The sequence below is a fragment of the Dawidia soli genome (genome assembly GCF_018598185.1).
Lineage (GTDB): Bacteria > Bacteroidota > Bacteroidia > Cytophagales > Cyclobacteriaceae > Ohtaekwangia > Ohtaekwangia soli.
This window is the reverse complement of the sequence record NZ_JAHESC010000033.1, coordinates 50,381-74,580: the sequence shown is the minus strand read 5'-3', so window position 1 is coordinate 74,580 and position 24,200 is coordinate 50,381. Positions and strand designations below refer to the sequence as shown.

The 24,200-nt window shown below is 55.2% G+C and carries 12 protein-coding genes; 7 read left to right on the top strand and 5 right to left on the bottom strand.

What is annotated here, in order from left to right; translation table 11 throughout:
* The first annotated feature begins 78 nt into the window (after positions 1 to 78).
* Positions 79 to 2,283 (top strand): alpha-glucuronidase family glycosyl hydrolase, encoded by a 2,205-nt coding sequence (locus KK078_RS20600; protein ID WP_254092202.1) that lies wholly within the window; start codon positions 79 to 81, stop codon positions 2,281 to 2,283.
* 6 nt (positions 2,284 to 2,289) lie between these two features.
* Here KK078_RS20600 and KK078_RS20595 read toward each other — a convergent pair whose 3' ends face one another.
* Entirely contained in the window at positions 2,290 to 3,333 is a 1,044-nt protein-coding gene (locus KK078_RS20595) for a glycoside hydrolase family 43 protein (protein WP_254092201.1), read from the bottom strand.
* Between the two features lie 147 nt (positions 3,334 to 3,480).
* Between KK078_RS20595 and KK078_RS20590 the strand changes: the two genes are divergently transcribed.
* The 4 genes from KK078_RS20590 (at position 3,481) to KK078_RS20575 (ending at position 14,581) form a co-directional block, all read left to right on the top strand.
* Complete coding sequence (locus KK078_RS20590) at positions 3,481 to 4,503, top strand: LacI family DNA-binding transcriptional regulator (protein WP_254092200.1); 1,023 nt, start codon at positions 3,481 to 3,483, stop codon at positions 4,501 to 4,503.
* A gap of 109 nt (positions 4,504 to 4,612) precedes the next feature.
* On the top strand, positions 4,613 to 10,492 hold the full coding sequence (locus tag KK078_RS20585; protein WP_254092199.1) for a PKD domain-containing protein: 5,880 nt from the start codon (positions 4,613 to 4,615) through the stop codon (positions 10,490 to 10,492).
* Between the two features lie 85 nt (positions 10,493 to 10,577).
* Complete coding sequence (locus KK078_RS20580) at positions 10,578 to 12,215, top strand: M28 family metallopeptidase (protein ID WP_254092198.1); 1,638 nt, start codon at positions 10,578 to 10,580, stop codon at positions 12,213 to 12,215.
* A gap of 137 nt (positions 12,216 to 12,352) precedes the next feature.
* Complete coding sequence (locus KK078_RS20575; RefSeq protein WP_254092197.1) at positions 12,353 to 14,581, top strand: LamG-like jellyroll fold domain-containing protein; 2,229 nt, start codon at positions 12,353 to 12,355, stop codon at positions 14,579 to 14,581.
* A 138-nt stretch (positions 14,582 to 14,719) separates the two neighbouring features.
* Here KK078_RS20575 and KK078_RS20570 read toward each other — a convergent pair whose 3' ends face one another.
* The 4 genes from KK078_RS20570 to KK078_RS20555 form a co-directional block, all read right to left on the bottom strand.
* Positions 14,720 to 15,178, bottom strand: a complete 459-nt coding sequence (locus KK078_RS20570; protein ID WP_254092196.1) for a SusE domain-containing protein — start codon at positions 15,176 to 15,178, stop codon at positions 14,720 to 14,722.
* A 6-nt stretch (positions 15,179 to 15,184) separates the two neighbouring features.
* Entirely contained in the window at positions 15,185 to 16,897 is a 1,713-nt protein-coding gene (locus KK078_RS20565) for a RagB/SusD family nutrient uptake outer membrane protein (RefSeq protein WP_254092195.1), read from the bottom strand.
* A 17-nt stretch (positions 16,898 to 16,914) separates the two neighbouring features.
* Positions 16,915 to 20,229 (bottom strand): SusC/RagA family TonB-linked outer membrane protein, encoded by a 3,315-nt coding sequence (locus tag KK078_RS20560; RefSeq protein WP_254092194.1) that lies wholly within the window; start codon positions 20,227 to 20,229, stop codon positions 16,915 to 16,917.
* Positions 20,230 to 20,414: 185 nt separating this feature from the next.
* On the bottom strand, positions 20,415 to 21,371 hold the full coding sequence (locus tag KK078_RS20555) for a FecR family protein (RefSeq protein ID WP_254092193.1): 957 nt from the start codon (positions 21,369 to 21,371) through the stop codon (positions 20,415 to 20,417).
* Between the two features lie 196 nt (positions 21,372 to 21,567).
* Between KK078_RS20555 and KK078_RS20550 the strand changes: the two genes are divergently transcribed.
* Both KK078_RS20550 and KK078_RS20545 read left to right on the top strand, forming a co-directional pair.
* Entirely contained in the window at positions 21,568 to 22,155 is a 588-nt protein-coding gene (locus KK078_RS20550) for an RNA polymerase sigma-70 factor (RefSeq protein WP_254092192.1), read from the top strand.
* 127 nt (positions 22,156 to 22,282) lie between these two features.
* Entirely contained in the window at positions 22,283 to 23,800 is a 1,518-nt protein-coding gene (locus KK078_RS20545; protein ID WP_254092191.1) for a TROVE domain-containing protein, read from the top strand.
* The last annotated feature ends 400 nt before the right edge of the window (positions 23,801 to 24,200 follow it).

Sequence of the window (24,200 nt, the reverse complement as noted above, 5' to 3'; positions counted from 1 at the left end):
TACAAGGCCGTAAATCGATATAAATGAATGATACCGATTTATTGAAATAGCGTAAAAAAGGCCTTATTTGTATACTTTATGAGCACAATTGCCATCGACTTCGCAAACGGCACCAACCGGCGTCGTTCCGCGCTCCCGGTAGCCGCCCGGGTGCTGATCCTACTCGTATGTCTGACGGGACCACGGCTGTTGCAGGCCGATGACGGCTATGACCTGTGGCTGAAGTATACCCGCATCGCCGACCGTGCCGTAGCGGCATCGTATCGCCGTCAACTCCAGGGCTGGACGGTACTGTCGACCGGCGCAACGGCCGACGCCGCACGCAGGGAGCTCCGCCGGGCGTTGCCGGGTTTGTTGGGTGAAACCATACCCGAAGCAGGCGCTGTCAACCGCCAGCTGGTGGTGGGCACATCGCAGCTCCCCCTGCTGGCGCCGCTGCACGGTAAAGTGGCCGGGCTTGCGCCGGAGGGCTTTATCATTACGCACACGCGTATCCAGGGAAAAGAATCGATCGCAATCGTATCCGCCACGGAAACGGGCATGCTCTATGGTGTCTTTCATTTCCTCCGCATGATGCAGACGGGCCAGCCGCTGGGCGAGGTCAGCAGCAGCCCCAAAACAAAGGTCCGCATCCTCAACCATTGGGATAACCTCGACCGCACGGTAGAGCGCGGCTATGCGGGCTTCTCCCTGTGGGATTGGCATCAGCTGCCGGGGTACATCGACCCGCGCTATACCGACTATGCCCGGGCCAATGCATCGATCGGCATCAACGGGACGGTATTGACCAACGTCAACGCCAACGCACTCGTGCTCACGCCGATGTACCTGGAGAAGGTCAAAGCACTGGCCGACGTCTTCCGGCCGTATGGCATCAAAGTGTACCTGACGGCCCGGTTCAGCGCACCCATCGAGCTCGGCAAGCTGCCGACAGCCGACCCGTTGGATAAAGCGGTACGGGCCTGGTGGCAGGATAAGATCCGGGAGATCTATACCTATATACCCGACTTCGGCGGTTTTACAGTAAAGGCCAACTCCGAAGGGCAACCCGGTCCGCAGAACTACGGACGGACACATGCCGACGGCGCCAACATGCTGGCAGAAGCATTGCAGCCCCACAACGGCATCGTCATGTGGCGTGCCTTTGTGTACGATCACCAGGTGCCCGAAGACCGCACACGTCAGGCCTATAACGAGTTCAAGCCCCTGGACGGCAAGTTCCTGCCGAATGTAATGGTGCAGGTAAAGAACGGACCGCTCGACTTTCAGCCGCGGGAGCCCTTCCACCCGCTCTTCGGAGCCATGCCGTCCACAGCCCTCCTACCCGAATTCCAGCTCACCCAGGAGTACCTGGGCTTTGCGTCACATCTGTTTTACCAGGCGCCCCTGTTTAAGGAATGCCTGGACGCCGACACGTATGCACGCGGCAAGGGCAGTCCGGTATCGAACGTAATAGACGGTACGCTGGATCACCATACGCTCACCGGCATGGCCGGTGTGGCCAACATCGGCAACGACCGTAACTGGTGCGGCCACCCCCTCGCGCAAGCCAACTGGTATGCATTCGGCCGGCTGGCCTGGAACCATCAGCTGTCACCCGCCAGCCTGGCCGACGAGTGGATCCGCATGACGCTGCACCAGGATGCCGCCGTCGTTCAAACCATCCGCGCGATGCTGCTCGCTACACGCGAAACCACGGTGCGCTACATGACACCCCTGGGCCTGCACCACATCATGGGCTGGAACCACCACTACGGCCCCGCGCCCTGGATCAAAGACAAAGAACGCGCCGACTGGACATCGGTCTATTACCACCGCGCCGACGAGCAGGGCATAGGCTTTGACCGCTCCGCGCGCGGCAGCAATGCCCTGGGGCAATACCACCCACCCGTACAGGCGCTGTATAACGACCTGCAGCAGTGTCCGGAACCCTACCTGTTGTGGTTCCACCATGTGCTCTGGGACCACACGCTGCGCTCGGGCCGCACGTTGTGGGACGAGCTCTGCTACAGCTACCAGCAGGGCGTTGACTCGGTGGCCTGGATGCAAGCGCAGTGGAAGACGGTACACCGTAAAGTAGATGATGCGGTGCACGCCCACGTAACATCGCTGCTGGCGATTCAATACAACGAGGCAGCCTGGTGGCGGGACGCCTGCCTGCTGTATTTCCAACAGTTTTCGAAGCGGCCCTTGCCGGCCGGAGTAACCAAGCCGACAAGGACGCTGGAATATTATCAAAGCCTGGAATTTCCCTTTGCCCCGGGCATTCGCCCGAAATGGTAATAACGTTTAGTCGAGATACGGCGAAATGGTTTGAATGGTGCCATCGGCGTTATACTTCAGCTCGGTCATCTTGATATTCCGCAGGTGTGTTTTGCCTCCCGACAACGTGCTGTCGTGGTAGAACAAATACCACTTGCCTTTAAACTCGATGATCGAGTGATGGTTGGTCCATCCCAGCACAGGCTTCAGTACGACGCCGCGGTATACAAACGGCCCATAAGGGCTATCGCCCGTAGCGTAACAGATCAGGTGGGTGTCGCCTGTAGAATACGACAGGTAATACTTGCCTTTGTATTTGTGCATCCAGGCGGCCTCGAAGAAGCGGCGGTTGTTGTCGCCGTTCAATAATTCCTTGCCGGCGGCGTCTACGATCCTCAGCTCGCGCAGGGGCTCGGCAAACTCCGTCATGGCGTTTGTAAGCTTCGCCATGCGGGGGCCGACAGCAGGCTCCTGATCCTGGGGCAACGCACCGGCCTCGTTGTATTGCCCGGTGCGCCAACGTTGTAACTGCCCGCCCCAGATGCCCCCGAAGTACATATAGCTCGCTCCATCATCGTCCGTGAAGACGCATGGATCAATGCTGTAACTGCCTTTCATAGGTTCTGGCAATGCCTGGAAAGGACCTGCCGGCGATTTGCTCGTAGCAACACCTATACGAAAGACGCCCTGCTTATCCTTGGCGGGAAAGTATAGATAATAGGTGCCGTTGCGAACGGCGGCATCCGGCGCCCACAGCTGCTTTCCGGCCCAGGGCACGTGTTTGATGTCGAGCGCCACGCCATGATCCTGTATTTTTTTACCCGGTGCTTCCAGCGAGTACACATGGTAGTCGCGCATGTCGAAGTGGTCACCATTGTCATTTTCCGGCACGCCCGCGTCGATGTCGTGCGACGGATAAATGTAGATCTTACCATCAAATACATGTGCAGAAGGATCGGCCGAATAGAGGTCGGTGACCAACGGCGGTGAAAGCGGTTTCTGAGGAACCTGCGCAAAAGCAGTCGCGCCAAAAAGAATGCAGGCACAAAAAAGGATCTGTCTATGTTTCATAGTCATTCGGCGGCCCCGACGGGCCTTGGGTTTGGTTGATAGCCACTAAAACTAGCAATATTTGCAACCGATTGCAATACAATAACGTTGTGAGATAGAATTTTAGTTAATTTTGATCACCTGATCGCATGTAAGCGATTGTAAAATATGGACGGAAAGAAGGAAGTCACGATCTATGATATTGCAGAAAAGCTTGATCTGTCGCCTGCTACCGTTAGCCGCGGACTGAAAGATCACCCTGCCATCAGGAAGGAAACACGCAAGCGCATCAAGGAAACCGCGCAGCTGATGGGATACCAGAACAACCTGTTTGCCAGCAACCTGCGTGCAAAAAAGACCAATACCATCGGCATCATCATCCCCCGCATCAACAGCTACTTCATGTCGACGGTGATCTCGGGCATCGAGCACGTGGTCAATGCCCAGGGATACAGTCTGATCATCAGCCAGTCGCAGGAAACCTTTGAGAAGGAGATCAAAAATGCCACGACGATGTACAACAGCCGCGTCGACGGCTTGCTGGTGTCGCTTACCTATACCACGGAGAACATCCAGCACTTTGAAGCGCTGCTTCGTAAAAGGATCCCCATCATCTTTTTTGACCGCGTCTTTGACGATCCCACCTGTACCAACGTTGTCATCGACAATACCAAAGCGGGATACGACGCCACCATGCACCTGCTCGAGCAGGGCCGCCGGCGCATTGTACACCTGTGCGGCCATCTGACACGCAATACCTATGCCGACCGCCTGAAGGGGTATCGCATGGCGTTACAAGACAAGGGCATTGCTTATGACGAATCGCTTGTGATCGTAAACCCCTTAAACGAGGCAGGAGGTATCGAAGCGGCACAGAAATTCCTGCAACTCGATATCCGCCCGGACGGTATCTTCGCCGCCAACGACTCGTCGGCCGTAGCGTGTATGCAAGAGTTAAAAATTGCTGGTATTCGCATTCCGGAAGATGTCGCGATCGTGGGGTTTAACAACGATCCGATCGCCCGGGTTATCGAACCCAACCTCACTACCATCCATTATCCGGGATATGAAATGGGCCAGATCGCGGCCACGACCCTGATCAACACCATTCACAACAGCCGCACGTCGCCGATCAACACGCTGGTGCTGAAGCACGAGCTGCTCGTACGCGAATCGTCCTCGGCGAAATAGCGTCATCGTTGTTTTTTCGACAAAATACGGATACGTAGGTTTTCACCCCACTTTTCGCCGTTTTTCTGCTCCACCCTGCCGAACTTTGGGCATTCGAATACCTACCAATATGTCATTCAAATCGTTACTGGCCGCTTCGCTGGCCTTTCTGCTTCCTGTGGCTGGTTTTAGCCAATGGAAGCAGGAAACCTCCCCCATCCCTAAATCCTCTGCCATTTATGACGTCCACTTCCTGAACGATCAGGTAGGCTTTCTCGGCACGAGCGAAGGCATCCTGAAAACCGCCGACGGCGGGGTCACCTGGGCCAAGGGGCAATACCCCACCGCCACCGACCAGCAGTTGCTCGGGGGCGCATTCGTCAACGACATTCACTTTTTCAACACCACGACGGGCGTACTGGTCGGCAGTGCGATGTTCAACACGTATGATGTCATTGCCCGCACTACGGACGGCGGCACCAGCTGGTCTGTTACCTACTACAAGGCTATGGGCAGTGCCGTCGGCCGACTCGGCTTATCGTCGGTATCGTTCGCCACCGCATCGATCGGCTTCGCGGTTGGTAGCGATGGTACGGTACTGCGCACCCAGGACGCCGGCGTATCCTGGATCACCGTGACGACGGCTCCGGCCACCGGCAACCTGCGGAAGGTTCTCTTTATCGACAACCAACTTGGCTTCATGGCGGGCGACAACATGTTCCTGAAGACCACCAACGGCGGCGCTACCTGGACAAACCTCGGAACCACGTATAACATCAACGATTTATACTTCTTCGATGCCAGCCGCGGCATTGCGTCCACCTCCATCGGTGCTGTTTTGCATACCTCCGACGGCGGCGCGACCTGGCAGGAAAACCCCTTTACCGTAGGTGTCGACCTGGGGGCTATCGCGTTCCAGGGGCAAACAGGCTATATTCTCTCGTATTCTACCATCTTCCTTCTGCCGGTGCTCAAGACAACCGACGGCGGCGCGACCTGGGAAACCCAGACGTTTCCGAATTCCAACCTGAGCCTGCAGGGTATTTCTATTACACCCTCCGGAAAAGTGTGGGCGGGAGGATTTGAAGGACGCCTTTATTCAGGCTCGACCGCTGACAACGTCAGCACCCCTATTGCGTCGTTTACCGCACCCGGCACGACCTACTGTGCCGGTCCGTCGTATACATTCCAGAACAACGGTCCAGCCACAGGCCAAACATTTGAATGGCGCATTGACAATACGCTCGTCAGCACCAGCCGCGATCTTACGACCACGCTCACAGCCGGCAGCCATACGATATCACTTACCGCGAAGAGGGGTACGCTTTCAAAGGCAAAGAGTATAGACGTATATGTCGAAGCCAGCGTCGCCTTTACCAGGCCGCTGCAGGTGGCCTATCCGCAAACGATGTGCGCAGGGCAGCCCGCGGTATTTACGGTGACCAATCCCGAGCGTGGAGCCTATCAGCTTTTACAGAGCGGTGTGCCGGTGGCATCTGTCACTGTCAACAGCACCATGTCCTCCATCCAACTGACATCCCCCATCCTGACGGCCGCGACGACAAATACGTTCCGCGTCGTGGCTAGCCGTTCGAACGTCTGCGAAACAGTCACTACCGACAAGACTGCCACCATTACGGTATACGACGACATCCGTGCGGGCACGACAATCGGCATCGATGCGCAGCGGTTCTGCCAGGAAGGGCTGCCGGTAATCAGTATTACCAACAGCCGCACCCTGGTGCAATACGATATCTACCACGAACAAACCTCGCTTGGCAGTGTTACCGGTACTGGCGGCGTTGTCACATACACTGCCCCGGTTGTAAATGGCGACACATACTATCGCGTAAAGGCCCACATCGGCGCGTGCGAGCAATGGTTCGACAATAACCTCACGGTTGAGGCGAACCCCGCCTTCACCAAACCACTGCAGGTGACCTATCCACAGACGATGTGTGCCGGGCAGACCGCGGTGTTTACCGTTAGCGACCCGGAGCGTGGAGCCTATAAACTTTTACAGGGCGACGTGCAGGTGGCGTCCGTCACCGTTAACAGCACCACGCCCTTCATTACGCTGACATCCCCTACCCTGACGGCCGCAACGGTCAATACATTCCGCGTTGTCGGCACCCGTTCGAATAGCTGCGAATCCGCTACTGCCGACATGAATGCCACGATTACGGTATACGACAACATCCTGGAAGGTTCGACGATCACGCTCGATGCACAACAGTCCTGCCAGGGCGGGCAGGCAGTCATCAACATCGCCAACAGCCACCCTTCGGTGCAATACGACGTTTACCGGGAGCAAACCCTTCTGGGAAACGTTATCGGTACCGGCGGTTTGGTGACCTTCACGACCACGATCACCAAAGACACATATTACCGCGTGCAGGCCCGCATCGGCGCGTGCGAGCAATGGTTTGACAATAACCTTCCGATTGACGTACAACGTATAAAGGCCGACTTCTACCTGTCGAGTATAAATACACAAACCGGCGGTTGGCAGGAACCGGTGAAAATTTTTAACCGGTCGACCGACGCCACATCGTTCGAGTGGGCCTTTAACGGGGCAGATGTGGCAACATCAACCGACGCCCATCCCGCCGCTATCCGATTCCTGCAACCCGGCACGCATGCAATTACCTTGCGCGTAACGGGCTCCAATGGCTGCTCGGATGTGATCCAAAAAACCATCCATGCATACGACGCCACGGGTATGCTTGGCTGCTGGGCTACGAGCATTGGGCTGAATCAACCCCAGAGCACGTACCCTACGGACAAATTGTTTGCCCTGACTTCGACCTGGGAAGGCGGCTTTGTCGTATCGGGCATGTATGAGTCGGGCACAGCGATGCTGGATTCGAAGACCGGCGTGAAGTATACCGCCCCGGCCGCAACGGGCCGGAGACGATTCCTGGCGAAGTACACTTTCGGGGGTGTCGTGGCATGGGCATTTGCTGCCATGCCCGACCTCCCGCAAAACCCGCACCTCGACGTAAAGCTTCGTACAGCCAAAGATCAGTCGATCTACATGCTGGCCTGGCAGGCCGGTAACATGCCCGAGTTTTATTCCGCCAATGGTGATACGTTGCGTCCGGCAACGTCCTCCAGCGCGGACCAGCAATACCTGGTAAAATATACGACCGACGGAGTGATCGAGTGGATACGCTCCGGCGGGCAGATTGCTCCGGGCGGTAGCGGGGTCCTCAAAGACATGGAACTCGACGAAAACGGTAATATATACCTGGTCAACGATCACCTTACTATCGTCTCTCCCTCCGGGAATGTCATCTCGTCGTTTCCGTTGGAACTGCCGAACTATCCGTACACTGCCGACGAGATGGTCGTAACCCCGGACGGTATGTGGTTTTTTTATCCCACACGCTGGGACGGAAACATTGTGCACAAATATTCACACAGCGGTGAGCTCCTGGTAGAAACTAACGTTCCCGGTACGATCCTGCAAGCATCGGCCGACCTGGATGGCAACCTCGTGGTAAGCGGCGAGGCTTTTGGCGCGGTCTCTTTCCCCTCGGTGGGCGAAGCCGACCATACCGTGATGGTCAACAATGTGTATATCGTTCGCTATAGTACTACCGGCCAGGTGCAATGGGCAAATGCTTCGATAGGCAGCATGTACCTGCGCGGACTTTCGGTAGACGACGTTGGTGTAATTTACACCTCGCTTCAGTCCAACCACGAAGAATCAAGCTTTCAGGCACAGGATGGTCCGATCACCGTCCGGGGTGGTTTTGCCTACGTCGTTGGGTTTAATACGGACGGTACCCTGGCGAAAACGAAGTCACTTGGCGAAAACGTCTACGACCGGGAGTTCGATGACGGTGTACGGCCGGAAATACTCGATGTGTCTACGCTATCTGGAAGGGTCTTGGTGTATGGTGCCGCATACCAGAACACCAATAGCGACATGTCCGTTCAGCTGCCGAACCTTGTGCTGGGCGATGCGATTTATACGGAACAGAATCGCTCTTTCTTTATCGCCGCCATTGACGGTCTCGATTGCACTTCGTCACAATACAAGCTCTACGCCGACAGCCACATCGATGGCGCGGACTTCCTGTGTCCCAACACGACGGTGGACATCGACTATCGTGTACACGGCAGCATAAAACTCGGGGCGGGTAATGTCTTCGATGTATATCTCGTCAGCGATCAAAACACCACCATGCTGAAGGTCGGCAGCCTGGCCACGCAAGAACCGGAAGGAAAAATAACGGTAACCATTCCGGACGTACCTTCGGACGCTTATACGTTCCGGATCATCGGCTCGAACCCGACGCTATATTCGCCGCCGGCGGACTACTATTTCACGATCAGCCCGCCTGTCTCCGCCGACTACTCGTACACAACGAAGGATGCCTACATGCGTTATGGATTTACCGCCTCGGGCGGCAATGGTACCGACTATACCTGGACCATCGAAGGCCAGACATATACCGGCGCCCAGGCAGAGCATCGTTTCACAACGCCCGGCACGTACAACGTCTGCATGACCACGCGCGGCGGCGGCTGTGATCAGCCACTGACGATCTGTAAAGACATTACCGTTACGTGTACGCAGGGCTTGCCTGCATTCACGTATCAACAAGCGGCCTACACCGTGACGTTCACCAACACCAGCGCAAGCGAATATACCAGCTTCCTGTGGTCGTTCGGCGACGGCACGACGGCTTCTACACGCGATATCCCGCCGCATGTGTATGCTGGGCCGGGCTCCTATTCGGTAACGCTGAAGGGCACAAGCCCTTGCGGCGAGCGTACGGTTACAAAGACCTTCACCGTTACGTGTACGCAAGGCCTGCCCGCATTCACCTATCAGCAAGCGGAGAACACCGTGACGTTCACCAACACCAGCGCCAGCGAATATACCAGCTTCCTGTGGTCGTTCGGCGACGGTGCGACGGCCTCTACGCGCGATATCCTGCCGCATGTGTATGCCGGGCCGGGCTCCTATTCTGTAACACTGAAGGGCACTGGCCCCTGCGGCGAGCGTACGGCTACACAGACTGTCACCATCACTCCTCCGGTGGTGACGCAACCGAGCAATCTGACGGCTACCGCGGCGGGTACCTCTGCCGTAGCGCTGCAATGGCGTGACGATGTTACCACCGAGCAATCGTACCGCGTGGAGTATAAAGAGTCGACAGCCACGGCGTATACGTCAGTATCCATTGGCGCCAACGCCACACAATACACCGTGAATAACCTGGTGTGTAATCGAGCGTACGATTTCCGCGTCGCGGCGATCGTCTCTAACACCCCCCTCTACTCCAACGACGCAACGACGACCACCGAAAAAATTGCCAGGCCTGTCATTGTAAAAAGCGCGGAACAGGGTTGTATCGGCCAGCCACTCGAGCTGTCTGCACCGGCCGGCTTCCGATATTATCAATGGAGCACCGGTGAGCGCACGCAGACGATCGGCGCCATAATAGAAGACGATTATACTGTTCGCGTGACGGACGCGCAAGGTTGCCAGAGCGAGGTATCGGATAAAGTCACGGTGACGTTCAATCCGGTGCCGGTTCCCGTGATCGAACTGGTGGGCCACACACTCCAGACGACCGAAGAGGCCGATCGCTATCAGTGGTACCTGGAAGATGAACCGATCGCCGGCGGGACTACACGCAGCATCGCTCCCTTGTCGGACGGGCACTATAAGGTCGACGTTGTCGCCGACGGCTGCAGCGGCAGCTCGCGGCCGGTCATGCTGACCATTACCGGCGTGGAAACCGGCGTGCATGAAGGCGTAGCGGTATATCCTTCGCCTGCAACCGACTGGCTCACGCTGAAGTTTGACGATGCCCTCCACGCCGCAACCGTAAGCTTCATCGGCGCGTCCGGCGGCAACTTATGGGAAGTGTCCAAGCCTGCGCGCCAGGAAGCGCTGTTGGTCGACGTTTCACAACTGCCTCCGGGCGTGTACATCTGTCTGATCAAAACACAAGAAAAGGTCATTCACCGGAAGATCAGTATTTATTGATCGGCTCGTAATCGCCTCCTGAAAAAAATCCGCGCCCCGAGGGCACGGATTTTTTTTATCTTGGGTTCTCTTAACCTTCATCCTTATGTCAAAAAGTACCGTTTGGCCCCTGGCCCTACTGCTCCTTCTGGCCTCCTGTAAGCCGAAACACGCCGATCCGCAAGACGGCCTTGCCAGCTTTACCGAAGCAGGCTACGCACAACATGTGAAGACCCTCGCCTCCGACGACTTTCAGGGTCGCCGTCCCTTCACCGCGGGCGAAAAGAAAACCCTGGCATACCTGGTCGACGAGTTTAAGCAATTGGGATTGGAGGCCGGTAATGATACCAGCTTCCTGCAGGAAGTACCGATGGTGGAAATCACCACCAAGGCCGATTCCGTCATGCACCTTACCGGGCCAACCGGCAAAACAACATTGTCGGGTTTGAAGGAATATGTACTCTGGACGCAGCGCACCGACTCGCTCATTTCCTGGCGTGATGCCGGGCTGGTGTTCGCCGGCTTTGGCATCGTGGCACCGGAATATCATTGGAACGACTATCAGGGCCTGGATGTAAAGGGCAAGATCGTTGTCGTGCTGGTGAACGACCCGGGCTTTGGCGGCAACGACACGACCTTCTTCAAAGGCAACACCATGACGTATTACGGGCGCTGGACCTATAAATACGAAGAGGCCGCACGCCAGGGCGCCCGGGGCTGCCTGATCGTACACAACACGGTACCAGCAGCCTATCCGTTCGGCGTGGTGCAAAACAACTGGAACTCGCCGCATCTTTACCTCGACCAACGGGGCCACCAGCTGTACGTCTGCGAAGGTGTGGGTTGGGTCTCCTTTCCCGCGGCGGAAAAACTTTTTCAGCTCGCCGGCCTGAATCTCAATGAGCAGCAGACACGCGCACGTAAGCCCGGCTTTACCGCCGTGGACATGAACGTAAAGGCCTCTACAACCTTGCATGTAAAAACACGCTTCGACAAGTCGTACAATGTCATTGCCAAACTCACGGGCAGCGAAAAACCCGATGAGTATATACTGTATACCGCCCATTGGGACCACCTGGGCATCGGCAAGCCCAACGCCGTCGGCGACAGCATCTACAACGGTGCGCACGATAACGCCAGCGGCACGGCAGCTCTGCTGGAAATCGCAAAGGCCTTTAAGAGCCTGCAGCAAAAGCCCCGGCGGACGGTAGTATTCCTGGCCGTTACGGCCGAAGAGCAAGGCTTGTGGGGCTCAGCCTACTATGCGGAGCATCCGGTATATCCGGCGGCCAGCACCGTCGCAAACCTCAACATGGACGGTATCAATCCGTACGGCAAAATGAAAGACGTGGTCGTCATCGGCAAGGGCCAGTCGGAGCTGGAAGATTATCTGGCCGACGCGGCCAGCCAGCAGGGCCGCTATGTCGTGCCTGACAGCGAACCCGAAAAAGGTTATTACTTTCGTTCCGACCATTTTAACTTTGCCAAGATCGGTATTCCCGCGCTTTACACCGGCACGGGCAACGATCACGCCGAAAAGGGAAAGGAATATGGCGCACGCTTAAAAAGCGAGTACACCAGGCTATACTATCACCAACCGACCGACGAGTACGATAGCGCCCGCCTGAATACCGCCGGCGCACTGGAAGACATCAAACTGCTCTTCCAGGTAGGAAAACGCCTGGCGGCAGAAGATGCCTGGCCGGCGTGGAAAGAAGGATCGGAGTTTAAAGCCGCACGCTGATGCAGCAGCGTTGATGCATTGCGCGTGGACTGCCCGATTTCGGCCCGGGTAAACCAGCGGATTCTATTACATGGACTACCCCCGCGTCCAAAAACCGACGTATCTTTGTTGCCTGGACGTAACCCGTCTAAATGTCTATGCTGAGATTGGTTTTTCTGCTGTTTTTAACGGCCGGTTGTTATTGTTTTGGTTATGCGCAGTCAGATTTTAAAAGCTCCGGCCGATGCATAGAATTCGATGGCGTCGACGACTACATCGATTTAGGAAACATCCTGGATAATCTGGCGCTGCCGCTTACTGTGGAAGCGTGGGTGTATGTCGATGGCACACCTGCCTACGTGCTACCAGTTTTTAGCAGTCAGGACAACTTACCTCTCTATAACGGCGTCGATTTTGGCGTTACGGCTACGCGTATTACGGGCGGCTATGGCGACGGCCGGGGAGAAAACAGTGGACAGTACCGTCGGGCCAAATCGCAGACTATTGCATCCATTGCTGACAAATGGACGCACGTGGCCATTGTGGTGAACGGTCCGCTCGATATGCAGTTGTTTGTCAACGGTGTCGATGTAGGGGGCCACTACGACGGATCTACAAACTTGCCGATGAGTTCCAATTCGCCGGGTGATGTGGCCAAGGTCGGGCAGTGGACGCCGAATGGGAATGCATACTTTTTCAAAGGCAAGATGGACGAAGTGCGTGTGTGGAACCGCGGGCGAACAGCCGATGAGATTCGCACCACGATGTGCCAGAAACTAAAAGGCAATGAGCCAGGCCTGGTAGGCAATTGGTCGTTTAATGAGACATCCGGCACGGCCATCCATGATCAATCTCCCGTTAAACACGCCGCCGGCATCATGCATGGCTCCACCCGGAGCTACTCCGGCGCACCCATAGGAGATATCAGCACGTATCAGTATGCAGGGACCTGGAGCGGTAGCTCACTTCAGCTTATTCAGGGCGACGACGCGTTAAAAACAAGCAATCTCGAGGGCAATCCCCAGGGCGTACATATATACTATGTCAATGAACATCCCAGTCGCTCCAACGGCCTCGATCTAACCGCAGCTGCCCGGGGATATTTTGGCGTGTTCGTCGCGGCGGACGCCGGCTATCGCTATACTGCCACCTACTCGTACGAAGGCGCGGCTCCTTGTGCGCTCTCGCGACGCCCGGATAACAGTGTCGGCAATTGGACCTCGCTAGCCTCCGGCGGGCCATTAACAGCCACGGCTCGCCTTGAACTAATCCGCACCGGCGTCTCGGGAAGCGACCCGTCGCTGGGGCCCGATCAATTCACGTGCAGCGGGGCTGCGATCACCCTGCGCCCCACCGCACCCGATCCGGCGGCTACCTTCCGCTGGAGCACCGGGCAAACAAGCCCAAGCATTGTCGTGTCAACGGCAGGTAAATACTGGGTGGCTGTAACGGACGCCTGCGGCACTTCACGCGACACCATTCAGGTATCAGTCGCGTCTAAACCACAAGCATCGCTGGGACCCGACCGGACGTCGTGTGACGAATCTGTCCTGCTACGCCCCATGGCCGATGCCACCGGCGTGAATTTCTTATGGAGAAATGGATCGACCAGCCCGCAACTTGAAGCGCGCGTCACCGGCTCGTATTGGGTAGCGGTCAGCAACGCCTGCGGCGCTGATCGCGATACGGTAGACCTGGTGTTTCCACCCGCGCCCGAGGCCGACCTTGGTGTAGACCGAACGCTGTGTGACGTTTCCACTTTGTTGACGCCTCTGGCTAACCCGATCGACTTCACCTTCCTCTGGCAGGACGGATCGATGGCGCCAAGCTTCGTGGCAACTACCTCTGGCACGTACTGGGTACGCGTCAGTAGCGTCTGCAGATCGGTAACCGACACGGTACGCCTGTCACTTGTAAACGCGGCTCCTGTGGTATCCCTGGGAGAAGATCAAATCGCCTGCAAGGTGGCAGCAATGCTCACACCAGTAGCCGACCCTACAGGCCTGACATTTGAATGGCAGGATGGTTCAACCACGCCACAATTGGAAGCAAAAGTGTACGGCACCTATTGGGTACAGGTGAGCAACGCGTGTGGCAGCACGCGCGACTCAGTAACAATCACCCAAAAAATCTACCCCATACTGTCGCCTCCTAATGTTATTACACCAAACGGCGACGAGAAGAATGAAACATTTAACCTCCCGGTCGATCCCCACGCCGGCGCCGTTTCGCTCGCCATCTTTAACCGCTGGGGACAACGAGTGTATGTTACCGACGACTACAAGAACACCTGGACGGGGTCCGGCCTATCGGAAGGAGTCTATTTTTACCGCGCCACCGGTGAGTGCGTTCCTGAAACGAAGGGTGCCATTCACATCCTGCGCTGATAAACTGCAAGTGCTTTTTGATTTCTGCTGACTGGATCCACCGGCACAAGTATCACCATTTCGGGTGGTGGTGATCCTAAAAAAAAGCGCTTTGCCCGGTATTCAGGACAAAGCGCTTTTTTATGCAACGCTAAAAGACTAACCTTCTTTCATGGCGGGGGTTGCCGAAATAGTCACGACGTTGGAAGACGCTTCCCGGTCGTTGATGGTCACTTTTGCATGGACCTGTACGCTGACCGATGCCGGCTTGTCAATTTCCAGATCGAGGTTATCCACCAGGATGTCGTTCAGCTCGGTGTTCGAGAATCCTTTGTCGACGGTATTGGCCGCGACATCCACCGAGTCGGTCTTTGATCCGGCGGTGAAAATGATCTTGTACGCCACCAATGTATTTTTCTCTGCCGACCAGGTAAATTTAACGGCCTCGTCCGACGGTTGGGTCATGTCGATCACCACCTCGGACTTCGATGTCGAAAGCGTGCCCGTGGTCAACGGTGTTGGCTCCGGCGCGTCCAGGTCTTTACTGCAAGACCCTATGGCTATGCTCAGCAGCAGTATTGCTGCAATGCCTATGTTTCGTTTCTGATGCTTTTCCATACTATATCAATAACCAGGGTTGGGTGTAAGATCGGGTACGAGGTTGGTCACGTTCTTACCAATAGGATATAGTTTGGTATGATCGTCCGCATCGGGTTGTTTATCCCACCAGGTGCCTTTGTTGAACAGATCCCAGCGGATCAGGTCTGTACGCCGTCTGGCTTCGCCGATGAATTCCCGGCCCCATTCGTCGATCAGCTCGATGTCTGTCAGCTCGCTGCCGTCGGGTTCATAGAGGCTGGTAGAGCCCTCGGGATAATTGCGTTTCCGCACTTCGTTCAGCAGCACGGAGGCTGCCGCCTTATCGCCCGCCCGATACTTGCATTCCGCCAGGGAGTAATAGATCTCTGCATACCGGATCTCGGCATAGGCCGACGCCAGTTTGTTCGGATCCTCCGTCGGATAGAATGGATATTTGACCAGCCACACGCCGGAGTTGTCATCCGCGTGGTCCATGTTCGAAACTTTATCCGCCAACTCCTGCCCGGGGGGTGTATTTTTGAAAAAGCCTACCTGGTCGCGGCTGAAAATGGTATAGCCGCGGTTGCTCTGGACGTATTTGGTTTCTCCGTTTTCGACATACGGCAGATACCCATATAAAAACATTCCTTCGCGGGTACTATTGCCAAGGTTGCGGTATTTCTTTAACCGGAAGTCGTCGGGATACTTTTGAAACTTGACAAAGGGCTTGCCCAACGCAAAGGGATACTCCACGCTGTCGACGTCGCGTCCGGGTTGCAAGGCATAGCGGGTGTTAAAGCCAAATCCCGACAGGCCAAAATATTTGCCGGCCTGGTGCGGCGCCATCCAACCGAACATGCCGCCATCGTACTGCCAGTGTGTACGGGCAAAGCTGGACGGGAAACCAAAGACCATTTCAGCGGAAGTTGAATTGGTATAATCGAACGGAGCATCCCAACGGGTTTCGAGCTGATAACTGCCATACTCACCGTTGATAAACTTCTCACAGATCGACGCACACTCGGCAAACTTGTCCTGGTCGACGTACACTTTTGCATTCAGGTACAGCCGGACCAACAGGGCGGCGGCACCGCCCTTTGTCCAACGCCCGATCGCGTCGTCGCCGAGCTGCTCGCGGGTTGGGAGATTCGGAAGAGACTCGGTCAACTCCCGCTCAATAAAATCAAATACTTCCTGCGGGGTCGACTGCGGGGGCATCTGGCTTTCGCCCTTCACTTTCGTGACCAGGGGAATGTTCCGGTACAGGTCAAATGCCCGCAGGTGATACCACGCCCGCAGGGTTCTCAATTCCGCCACAAAGTCTGCCTTGTCGGCCTCGGTCAACCCGAACTGAACGGGATCGATTTTCTCGATGTCCTCCAACGAGTTTGTCGCCAGGCTTATGCCCTGGTACAAGGCATTCCACATGTCGCTGGTATAGCCATCCTGCTCGGTCCAGGTATGATAGTGCAAACGGGCGTACACGCCGCCGTCAAACCAGTCGCCGTCGCGGTTTGGCGTCATCAGCTCGTCCGAGGGCAATTCCTGGGCATAGTATAAGCCACCGCCCTGGATCGACCAGTAGCCGTGTTCAAAGGATCGTAAGAAGTCGCGGATTACGTCGTCCTTGGTTTGTAAAAAATTTTCTGAGGTAATCCGGTCGTACAGCGTTTCGTCCAGGTCTGTACAGCCATTCGCAAAAAACACCAGCAGCACACTGCATGCAATACCGGCTATATGTTGAGTTATAGTTTTCATACGCTAGTATATTGACATTAAAACTTGAGTTGTAAGCCAGCGATGAGCTGGGTAGAAGAAGGATAGTACGGCAGCGAGGTATTGATACCCGGCGTCAAGCCGTTCACACTCACCGATTCGGGATCACCACCGGTGAACTTAGTGAACGTGTACAAATTCCGCGCAGTAAAATAGAGTCTTACCGACGACAGGAACTCGATGGGGTTCTTGAACGTATAGCCCAGCGTCACGTTATCGATCTTCACAAAGTCACCCTTTTCGAGAAAGTAATCGGAAAGCGATGAGTACGTCTCGGGATTGGTGAGGGCCGAATACTTTCCACCGTCATACGCCGATGCCAGCACGTTGACACCTTTCTGGGTCGCGGGTGTACCGAGGAAATACGCGGTGGTATTGTACAGATCATATCCAAAGGCACCACGTAAAAAGATACTCAGGCTGAAGTTGCCGTAGCTGAAGTTGTTGCCCAGGCTGGCGGTGAACTTCGGAAGCCCGTTCCCCACATACTGGCGGTCTTCGGCTTTCGCCCGGTTCCCCGGAATGACCTCTCCGGCCTTGTCGTAAACCAATAACCGGCCGGTGGCATCCACCCCGGCGGATTTCAGCATGTAGAAGCTGCCAATGCGTTTGCCTTCTTCCAGGCGCTGCGCATTCAGTCCGGAGCTGCCCATGCCACCCAGGCCTGCGATGTCTGAAAAGTTCTGACCATGGTACAGCTCGTTTGAAAACGACACAAACTCATTGCTGTTGGTGGCGCCGGCAAATGTCACCCCATAGGTAAATTTATCCGAACGATAGGGCTCGCCCTCCAGCTGGATCTCCAAACCGGAGTTCTTCATCGTACCGACGTTTACATAGGTAGCGCCTTGCACATTGGGCGGGACAGGAACATTGTAGTTACCCAGGAGATCTTTATTCTTCCGGGTATAATAGTTCACGCTGCCGGTCAGTCTCCGGTCGAAGAGCTCGAAATCGACACCGATGTTTATATTCTCGGACTTTTCCCACCGCAGGTTGTAGTTGGTATTTTGGCTGGGGCCCCACACCTGGTAGTATACACCCTGATAGGCATAGAACCCATAGCCCGAATAGGTGTCCATGGACATGTAACTGCCCAGGTCCTCGCCTCCACGGTTAAAATCCTGATTTCCGGTCACCCCGAAGTCTGCCCGGAATTTAAGATCGTCGATGGCATCCACCGCCGGGAAAAAGGCTTCGTTAGTGATCCGCCATCCCACGGAAACACCGGGAAAATTGCCCCACTTGTTGCCGATACCAAACTTGGATGATCCTTCACGACGCAAGCTGGCGGAGACATAATACCGGTCGGCAAAGTCATAGTTCACGCGGCCGAAAAAGGCTATCAGCTTGGCATCCGATTTATACGAACCCAACCGGTTTTGGGGGCTCTCCAGGATCCAGGTTCCGGTCCCCAGGTTATTATACGTGAGCACATCCGAGGGAAATTGCTCATTGGAGGCGTTCATCCCTTCATTGACGAAATAGTTGAACGAATAGCCGCCCATGACCTCTACGTTGTGTTTGTCGAAGGAGAGATTGTAATTGCCGATCCACTCAAAGATCTTTTGATCGCGCTTCTTATACGCCCGGCTGGCTGTATTCCTCCCGCCGTCGTTATTGATCCGGGTAGTGTTATACGAAGGCGTGAATCCAAAGTCAAAGAAGTCGGTCGTCTGCTCGCTGAGGCTGACCTGCGTGTACAGGTTCTTCAGCAGGTTCAGTCTGAACGAAGCGCTCCAGTCGAGGTATTTCCCTTCCGTGCCGCTCTCGACTGTCTTTAGTTCCTCTACGGGGTTAAAGGCACCATCAAACCCGGTGCGGATATTAAAATACCGCGCACTGTTCAGGGTATCCTGAACGGGTATCGTCGGGTTTAGGAACAACGCCTGGCTAAAACCGTTCTTGCTGATATTATTGGATCTTAAATAGCGCGGCGCAATCGTAATGGTGGCAACGTACAGATTATTGGCCGAGTGGTGATTCAGGTTTAGCCGCGCACCGTACTCCTCTTTGTTCGATCGCAGGTCGATTCCATCGGCATCGCGGTAGTCGAAGGAGATCATATAATTGGTCAGATCGCTTCCACCGGAGAGCTGCAGCGTATGTTTCTGCGATACGGCCGGTTCGTGGGTGATGGATTTTAACCAGTCGGTATTGCCGTGGTAATCGACGCCCCGGCCATTCGCCACAAATTCGTCCCGCGAAAGGACGTCCAACGTATTGGCTAAATAATTGAAGCTGACATAGCCATCATAAAAAGCCTGGGGAGTGGTGGTTCCTTTCTTGGTCGTCACAAGAATGACACCGTTGCTGCCCCGGGTACCATAAATGGCCGCGGCAGCGCCCCCTTTCAACACGGTCACCGACTCGATGTCGTTCTGGTTGAGGTTGTCGATGTTGCCGCCCGGTATACCGTTGATCACGAACAGCGGCCCCAGGCCCGCGTTGCGGGAGGATACACCCCGCAACTGAAAGTCCGGGGTGGAATTGGGGTCGGCCGCCGCGGTGTTGACGATCGACAACCCCGCCACTTTGCCCTGTATGGCCATCAACGCTCCGTTGCCGGCTACCTGCAAAAGGTCTTCCGACGAAACCTGCGTAATGGCTGTCGTCACGTTCTTTCGCTGCTGCGTGCCATACCCCACGACGACGACTTCGTCCAGGGATGTAATATCGGCCGCCATCGCCACATCGATGGTCGTCCGGCCGTTGATAATCACTTCCTGCGTCGCATAGCCGATAAACGAAAATACCAGCACACCCCCCTCGTCGGGCACGTTCAGAGAGTACCGGCCGTCGGCGTCGGTAGTGGTACCGATGCTCGTTCCTTTGATCACGACGTTTACGCCCGGTAACGGGCCGGCGTTCTCTCCGTCCGACACAATACCAGACACGGTCCGGTCGACCGGCGTAAGCATGGATTGATAGTTATCGGGATTTTTTGCCTTCTGGTCCAGGGGCCGGTCGGAAAGGATGATAAAGTCGCTCTCTTCGATGTATGCTATACCGCGGGGCTTTAGCAGGGTCTCCAGCACATCTTTTAGCCGGGTGCTATTTACCGCAATGGTCACTTTTTCTTCCAGGGCGGGCATGCTGCCGCTGTACGCAAATTTGACCGAGCTCTTGCGCTCAATGCCTGAAAGTACATTCCGGATGGATTCGTTACGGTATTTTACCGTCACCTGCAGTTCGAGAAGCTGGCCGTAGTTGTCGCCGGCGATCGCGATACCGAAAAGGGTCATGGCAAGAGTTGCCTGTATTAGGGTAATACGCATAAGCTTACCGATCCAACTGATCGTAAATTTTTGCATTTTTGTTAAAGGTTTAGTGTGAAACTCTCGAGGTGAAACATTAGCCTACCGTTTTTGACGGGGGGCAGAGGTGGTGCGAACACTTCTGCCTTTTTTTAGGCTGTAGCGGTATTGGCTTTTTTCTAGCTTGTATTGGTACTATTGGCGGGTTTGTTCATATGTTATTTGTTTAGGTAGCGGATACGTTATTCACTGCACCCCGTGCCGGTCAGGGTGACGGTCTTTCCATTCACTTCGTAGTGCGCGCGCAACGTCAGGGTTATGACGTCTAGGGTCTTCCTGAGCGATTGGTCCGTCAGGTTGGCCGTAATGATACAGTTCCCCATGCTCGGGTCGGTCAGGGATATGGTCACATTGAATTTGAGCTCGATCCGCCGGATAGCTTCCTGCATCCGCGTTTGCTCGAAATTCATGTTGTATTCCGTGCCCGAAATGCTGGACACCGACTCCTCTGGCTGCGCCTCGACCTTGGCCAGCTGCTTCATCTCCTTGCGGTATATCGCTTTCTCAGACGGCAGGACGACAATGCCCGACGCGTCGTTTTGCGCCGTCAGCGAGACCTTGCCCGTCAGCACGACCACTTCAATGTCTTTTTCGCTGGACTTGATATTAAAACTGGTACCCAGCACGGTCGTCGTCAGCTCGCCGCATTGGATAATAAAGGGATGGCTGGCGTCTTTGGCTACTTCAAACAGCGCTTCGCCGCGAAGCACAACCCGCCGGTCTTTCCCCGTGAATTTCTCCGGATAGGTCAGCGAGCTGTTGTTCTTCAGCCATACCAGGCTTCCGTCATCCAGGAGGACCTTATGGACAAATCCCTCGGCGGACGAAGCCGTCAGTTGCTGCGCCACCGGCAGATAGGCATCGTGTGCGATATACTGCCAGATCGCAAACGACGCCACGGCTATCAACAATAAAGAGGCTGCGATCCTCCAGGCATACACCGGGGCCCATGTTTTATGTCCGTGCACGCCCGCCATCACCCGCCGCCTCAAAACATCGCGCTCCGCCGTCGTCCGCAAGGGGTGTGCCTCGTCACGGCCGATGGCGTCAAACCATGCGTCCATGAGCTCCTTTTCTTTTCCGGACAACAGCCCCTGCTGATACTTCTCGATAAGCTGCTCAAATTCTGATTTCTTCATATAGATAGTCGATGATAACAGGCCACTTCTGCGGCCCCATAACAGGATGTAGCCCGAGCCGCTCCTTACGCACACGTTTTCTGTAAAATTCTTTTATATCATGTCCAAACCATTGGTTTTCAATCAAATCCGGATCATGCTTTCGATTGAAATAAAAATATTCTAACTTTCTTCAATCAATACCCTGGTCCACTCTATGGCGTCTGGATTCAACCATTCGGACTTCTTCGCGTTGCCTGCTGCTGAACAGGCAAAAGCCTTTGAGGCACTCTACGACCGCTTCGAGCCGGCCCTGTATCGGTATGTCTATAGCAAAGTCAAGAAGAAGGAAGTCTGCGAAGAGATCGTACAGGAGATCTTCCTGGCGCTCTGGGCCAAACGCGATACACTCGTGATCAACACCTCGGTCGAAGCCTGGCTTTTCGGCGCCGCAAAAAACAAGATCCTGACATTCATCAAATCCCGCTCGGTACGCGAGCGCTACGCCGCCGATTTTGTACTCTATACCGCCGAGCGTGTGGACAATTCCAGTGAAGAGCTCCTGCACCTGAAGGACCTCTATAAGACCATCGAAGAAAGCCTCTCCGGATTACCCGAGCACTATCAAACCGCCTTCCGGCTCAGCCGCATGCAGCACGAGCCCACGCAACGTATTGCCGAGCACATGAAGATCTCACCGCGTACGGTGGAGAATTATATCTCGGCGGCTCTGAAGCATTTAAGGCTCTCGCTCGACCGGGTAATGTTGCTGGCCTTCCTTATTAAGATGTTGAGGCCCTGGTAATGTCGGGGACTCTCCCCCACCCGATCTTTTTTTCACTCTTTTAAAAAAAATAACAGAACATACGTGCTGCGCAAAAAGGCTGCGTAGTAAGGCCTAACCTTTGTATCGTCAATTAAATATAAAGGTTATGAAATTCAATGTACGGACAACCAACACGCTGACAAACCACGCAGGCGCTACCGCGCATCGGCTGGATGAGCGCCTGGAGCTGTATAGCGCCGTGGTAACGACATCGCTAAGCGACAAGTTCTACGAAAAGGCAGGCGAGCGCATGGAGCGGATCCGTATGCTGATCGAGCTGAACGAGCCTGATTTTGTGGCCCGGCTGGCGGTCTATGCACGACAGCGTATGCATTTGCGTAGCGTACCCCTGATGCTGGCCGTCGAGCTGGCAAAGCTCCAATCGGGAAACAACCTGATCGGGAAGACGGTGAACCAGGTAGTACAGCGCGCGGACGAAATCACCGAGCTGCTGGCTTACTACCAGTTGGCCAACGCGCGTACCGGTGCCAAGAAGCTGAACAAGCTTTCCAAGCAGATACAGCGGGGCTTGTCGGCAGCGTTCAACACCTTTGATGAATACCAGTTCGCGAAATACGACCGCGCCGGTGAGATCAAGCTGAAAGACGCCTTGTTCCTGGTCCACCCGAAAGCGGCGAGCGAGCAGCAACAAGCCGTGTTTAACAAGATCGTGCACGGCACGCTGGAGATACCTTATACCTGGGAGACTGCACTGTCGGGCCTGGGTCAGAAAAAATTCCATAGCGAAGGACAGAAGATCCTTGCCTTCCGCGCACAGTGGGAGGAACTGATCCTGAGCGGCAAGCTGGGCTATATGGCCACGCTCCGAAACCTGCGGAATATGCTGGAGTACGGTGTATCATCGCAGGCGATGGAACGCGCGTGTGCATACCTGTCCGACCGTGAGGCCGTAGCCACGTCACGCCAGTTGCCGTTCCGTTTCCTGGCGGCATACCGCGAGGTGAAAGAGCTGAAGTCCGGCCTGGCACCGATGGTGTTGGGCGCATTGGAAGATGCTGTGGCGCATAGCGCGGCAAACATCCGCGGCTTTGGTCGCGATACCTCGGTGTGCATCGCCTGCGACGTGTCCGGGTCGATGCAGAAGCCTGTATCGGCAAAAAGCAAAGTATTGCTGTACGATATCGGGTTGATGCTGGGAATGCTGCTGCAGTCGCGTTGCGCGCAGGTACAGACCGGTATGTTTGGCGATACCTGGAAGATCGTGAGCGTGTCGCGTAAGAACATCCTGGGTAACGTGCAGGAGTTCTACCGCCGCGAAGGTGAGGTAGGATATTCTACCAACGGCTACAAGGTCGTACAGGATCTGCTCGCCCGCCGTCAGATCGTCGATAAGATCATGTTGTTTACGGATTGTCAGCTGTGGACCAGCGATTCCACGCGGGCCACGGCAACACTGTCGGCGCAGTGGGCACTGTACAAGAAGCTGGCGCCAAAAGCAAAGCTGTACTTGTTCGACCTGGCCGGACACGGCCAGGCGCCGGTAGATGTACGTGGTAACGATGTATACCTGATCGCAGGCTGGTCTGATAAGGTCTTCGACGTGTTGAACGCACTGGACGAAGGTCGTCAGGCATTGTCTGAGATCGAGAACATAACATTGTAGTATAAAACAACCCTCTCCCTCCCGTGAGGGAGGGAGAGGGTTCTAAAAAGAAAATAAGGATGTCGTAGAAGTGAGTTACTTCGCTCAAAACAGGGAGGAATCACACGCTCTGACCAGATCAGAGGAAGTGTTCCGGGTTCGACTCCCGGCATGCGACGCCCAAACTCAACTCGTTTCGTCTTTTACTCCTTATTCCTAAACTATACAGAGGTGCCGTACTGCAGGGTTACTTCGACTTTTAATTGAACATAAGCCCTGTTGATCTGTTGCCCTCTGTTTTAAAAAACTTAAACCGATGCCGTAGGCAAGCGTTACTTCGGGACTTAAGGGACGGGGGTTCAAATCCCTCCTGCGGCGCAAACTGCGGTAGCTCAGCCAGGTTAGAGCATTAAATAAAAGT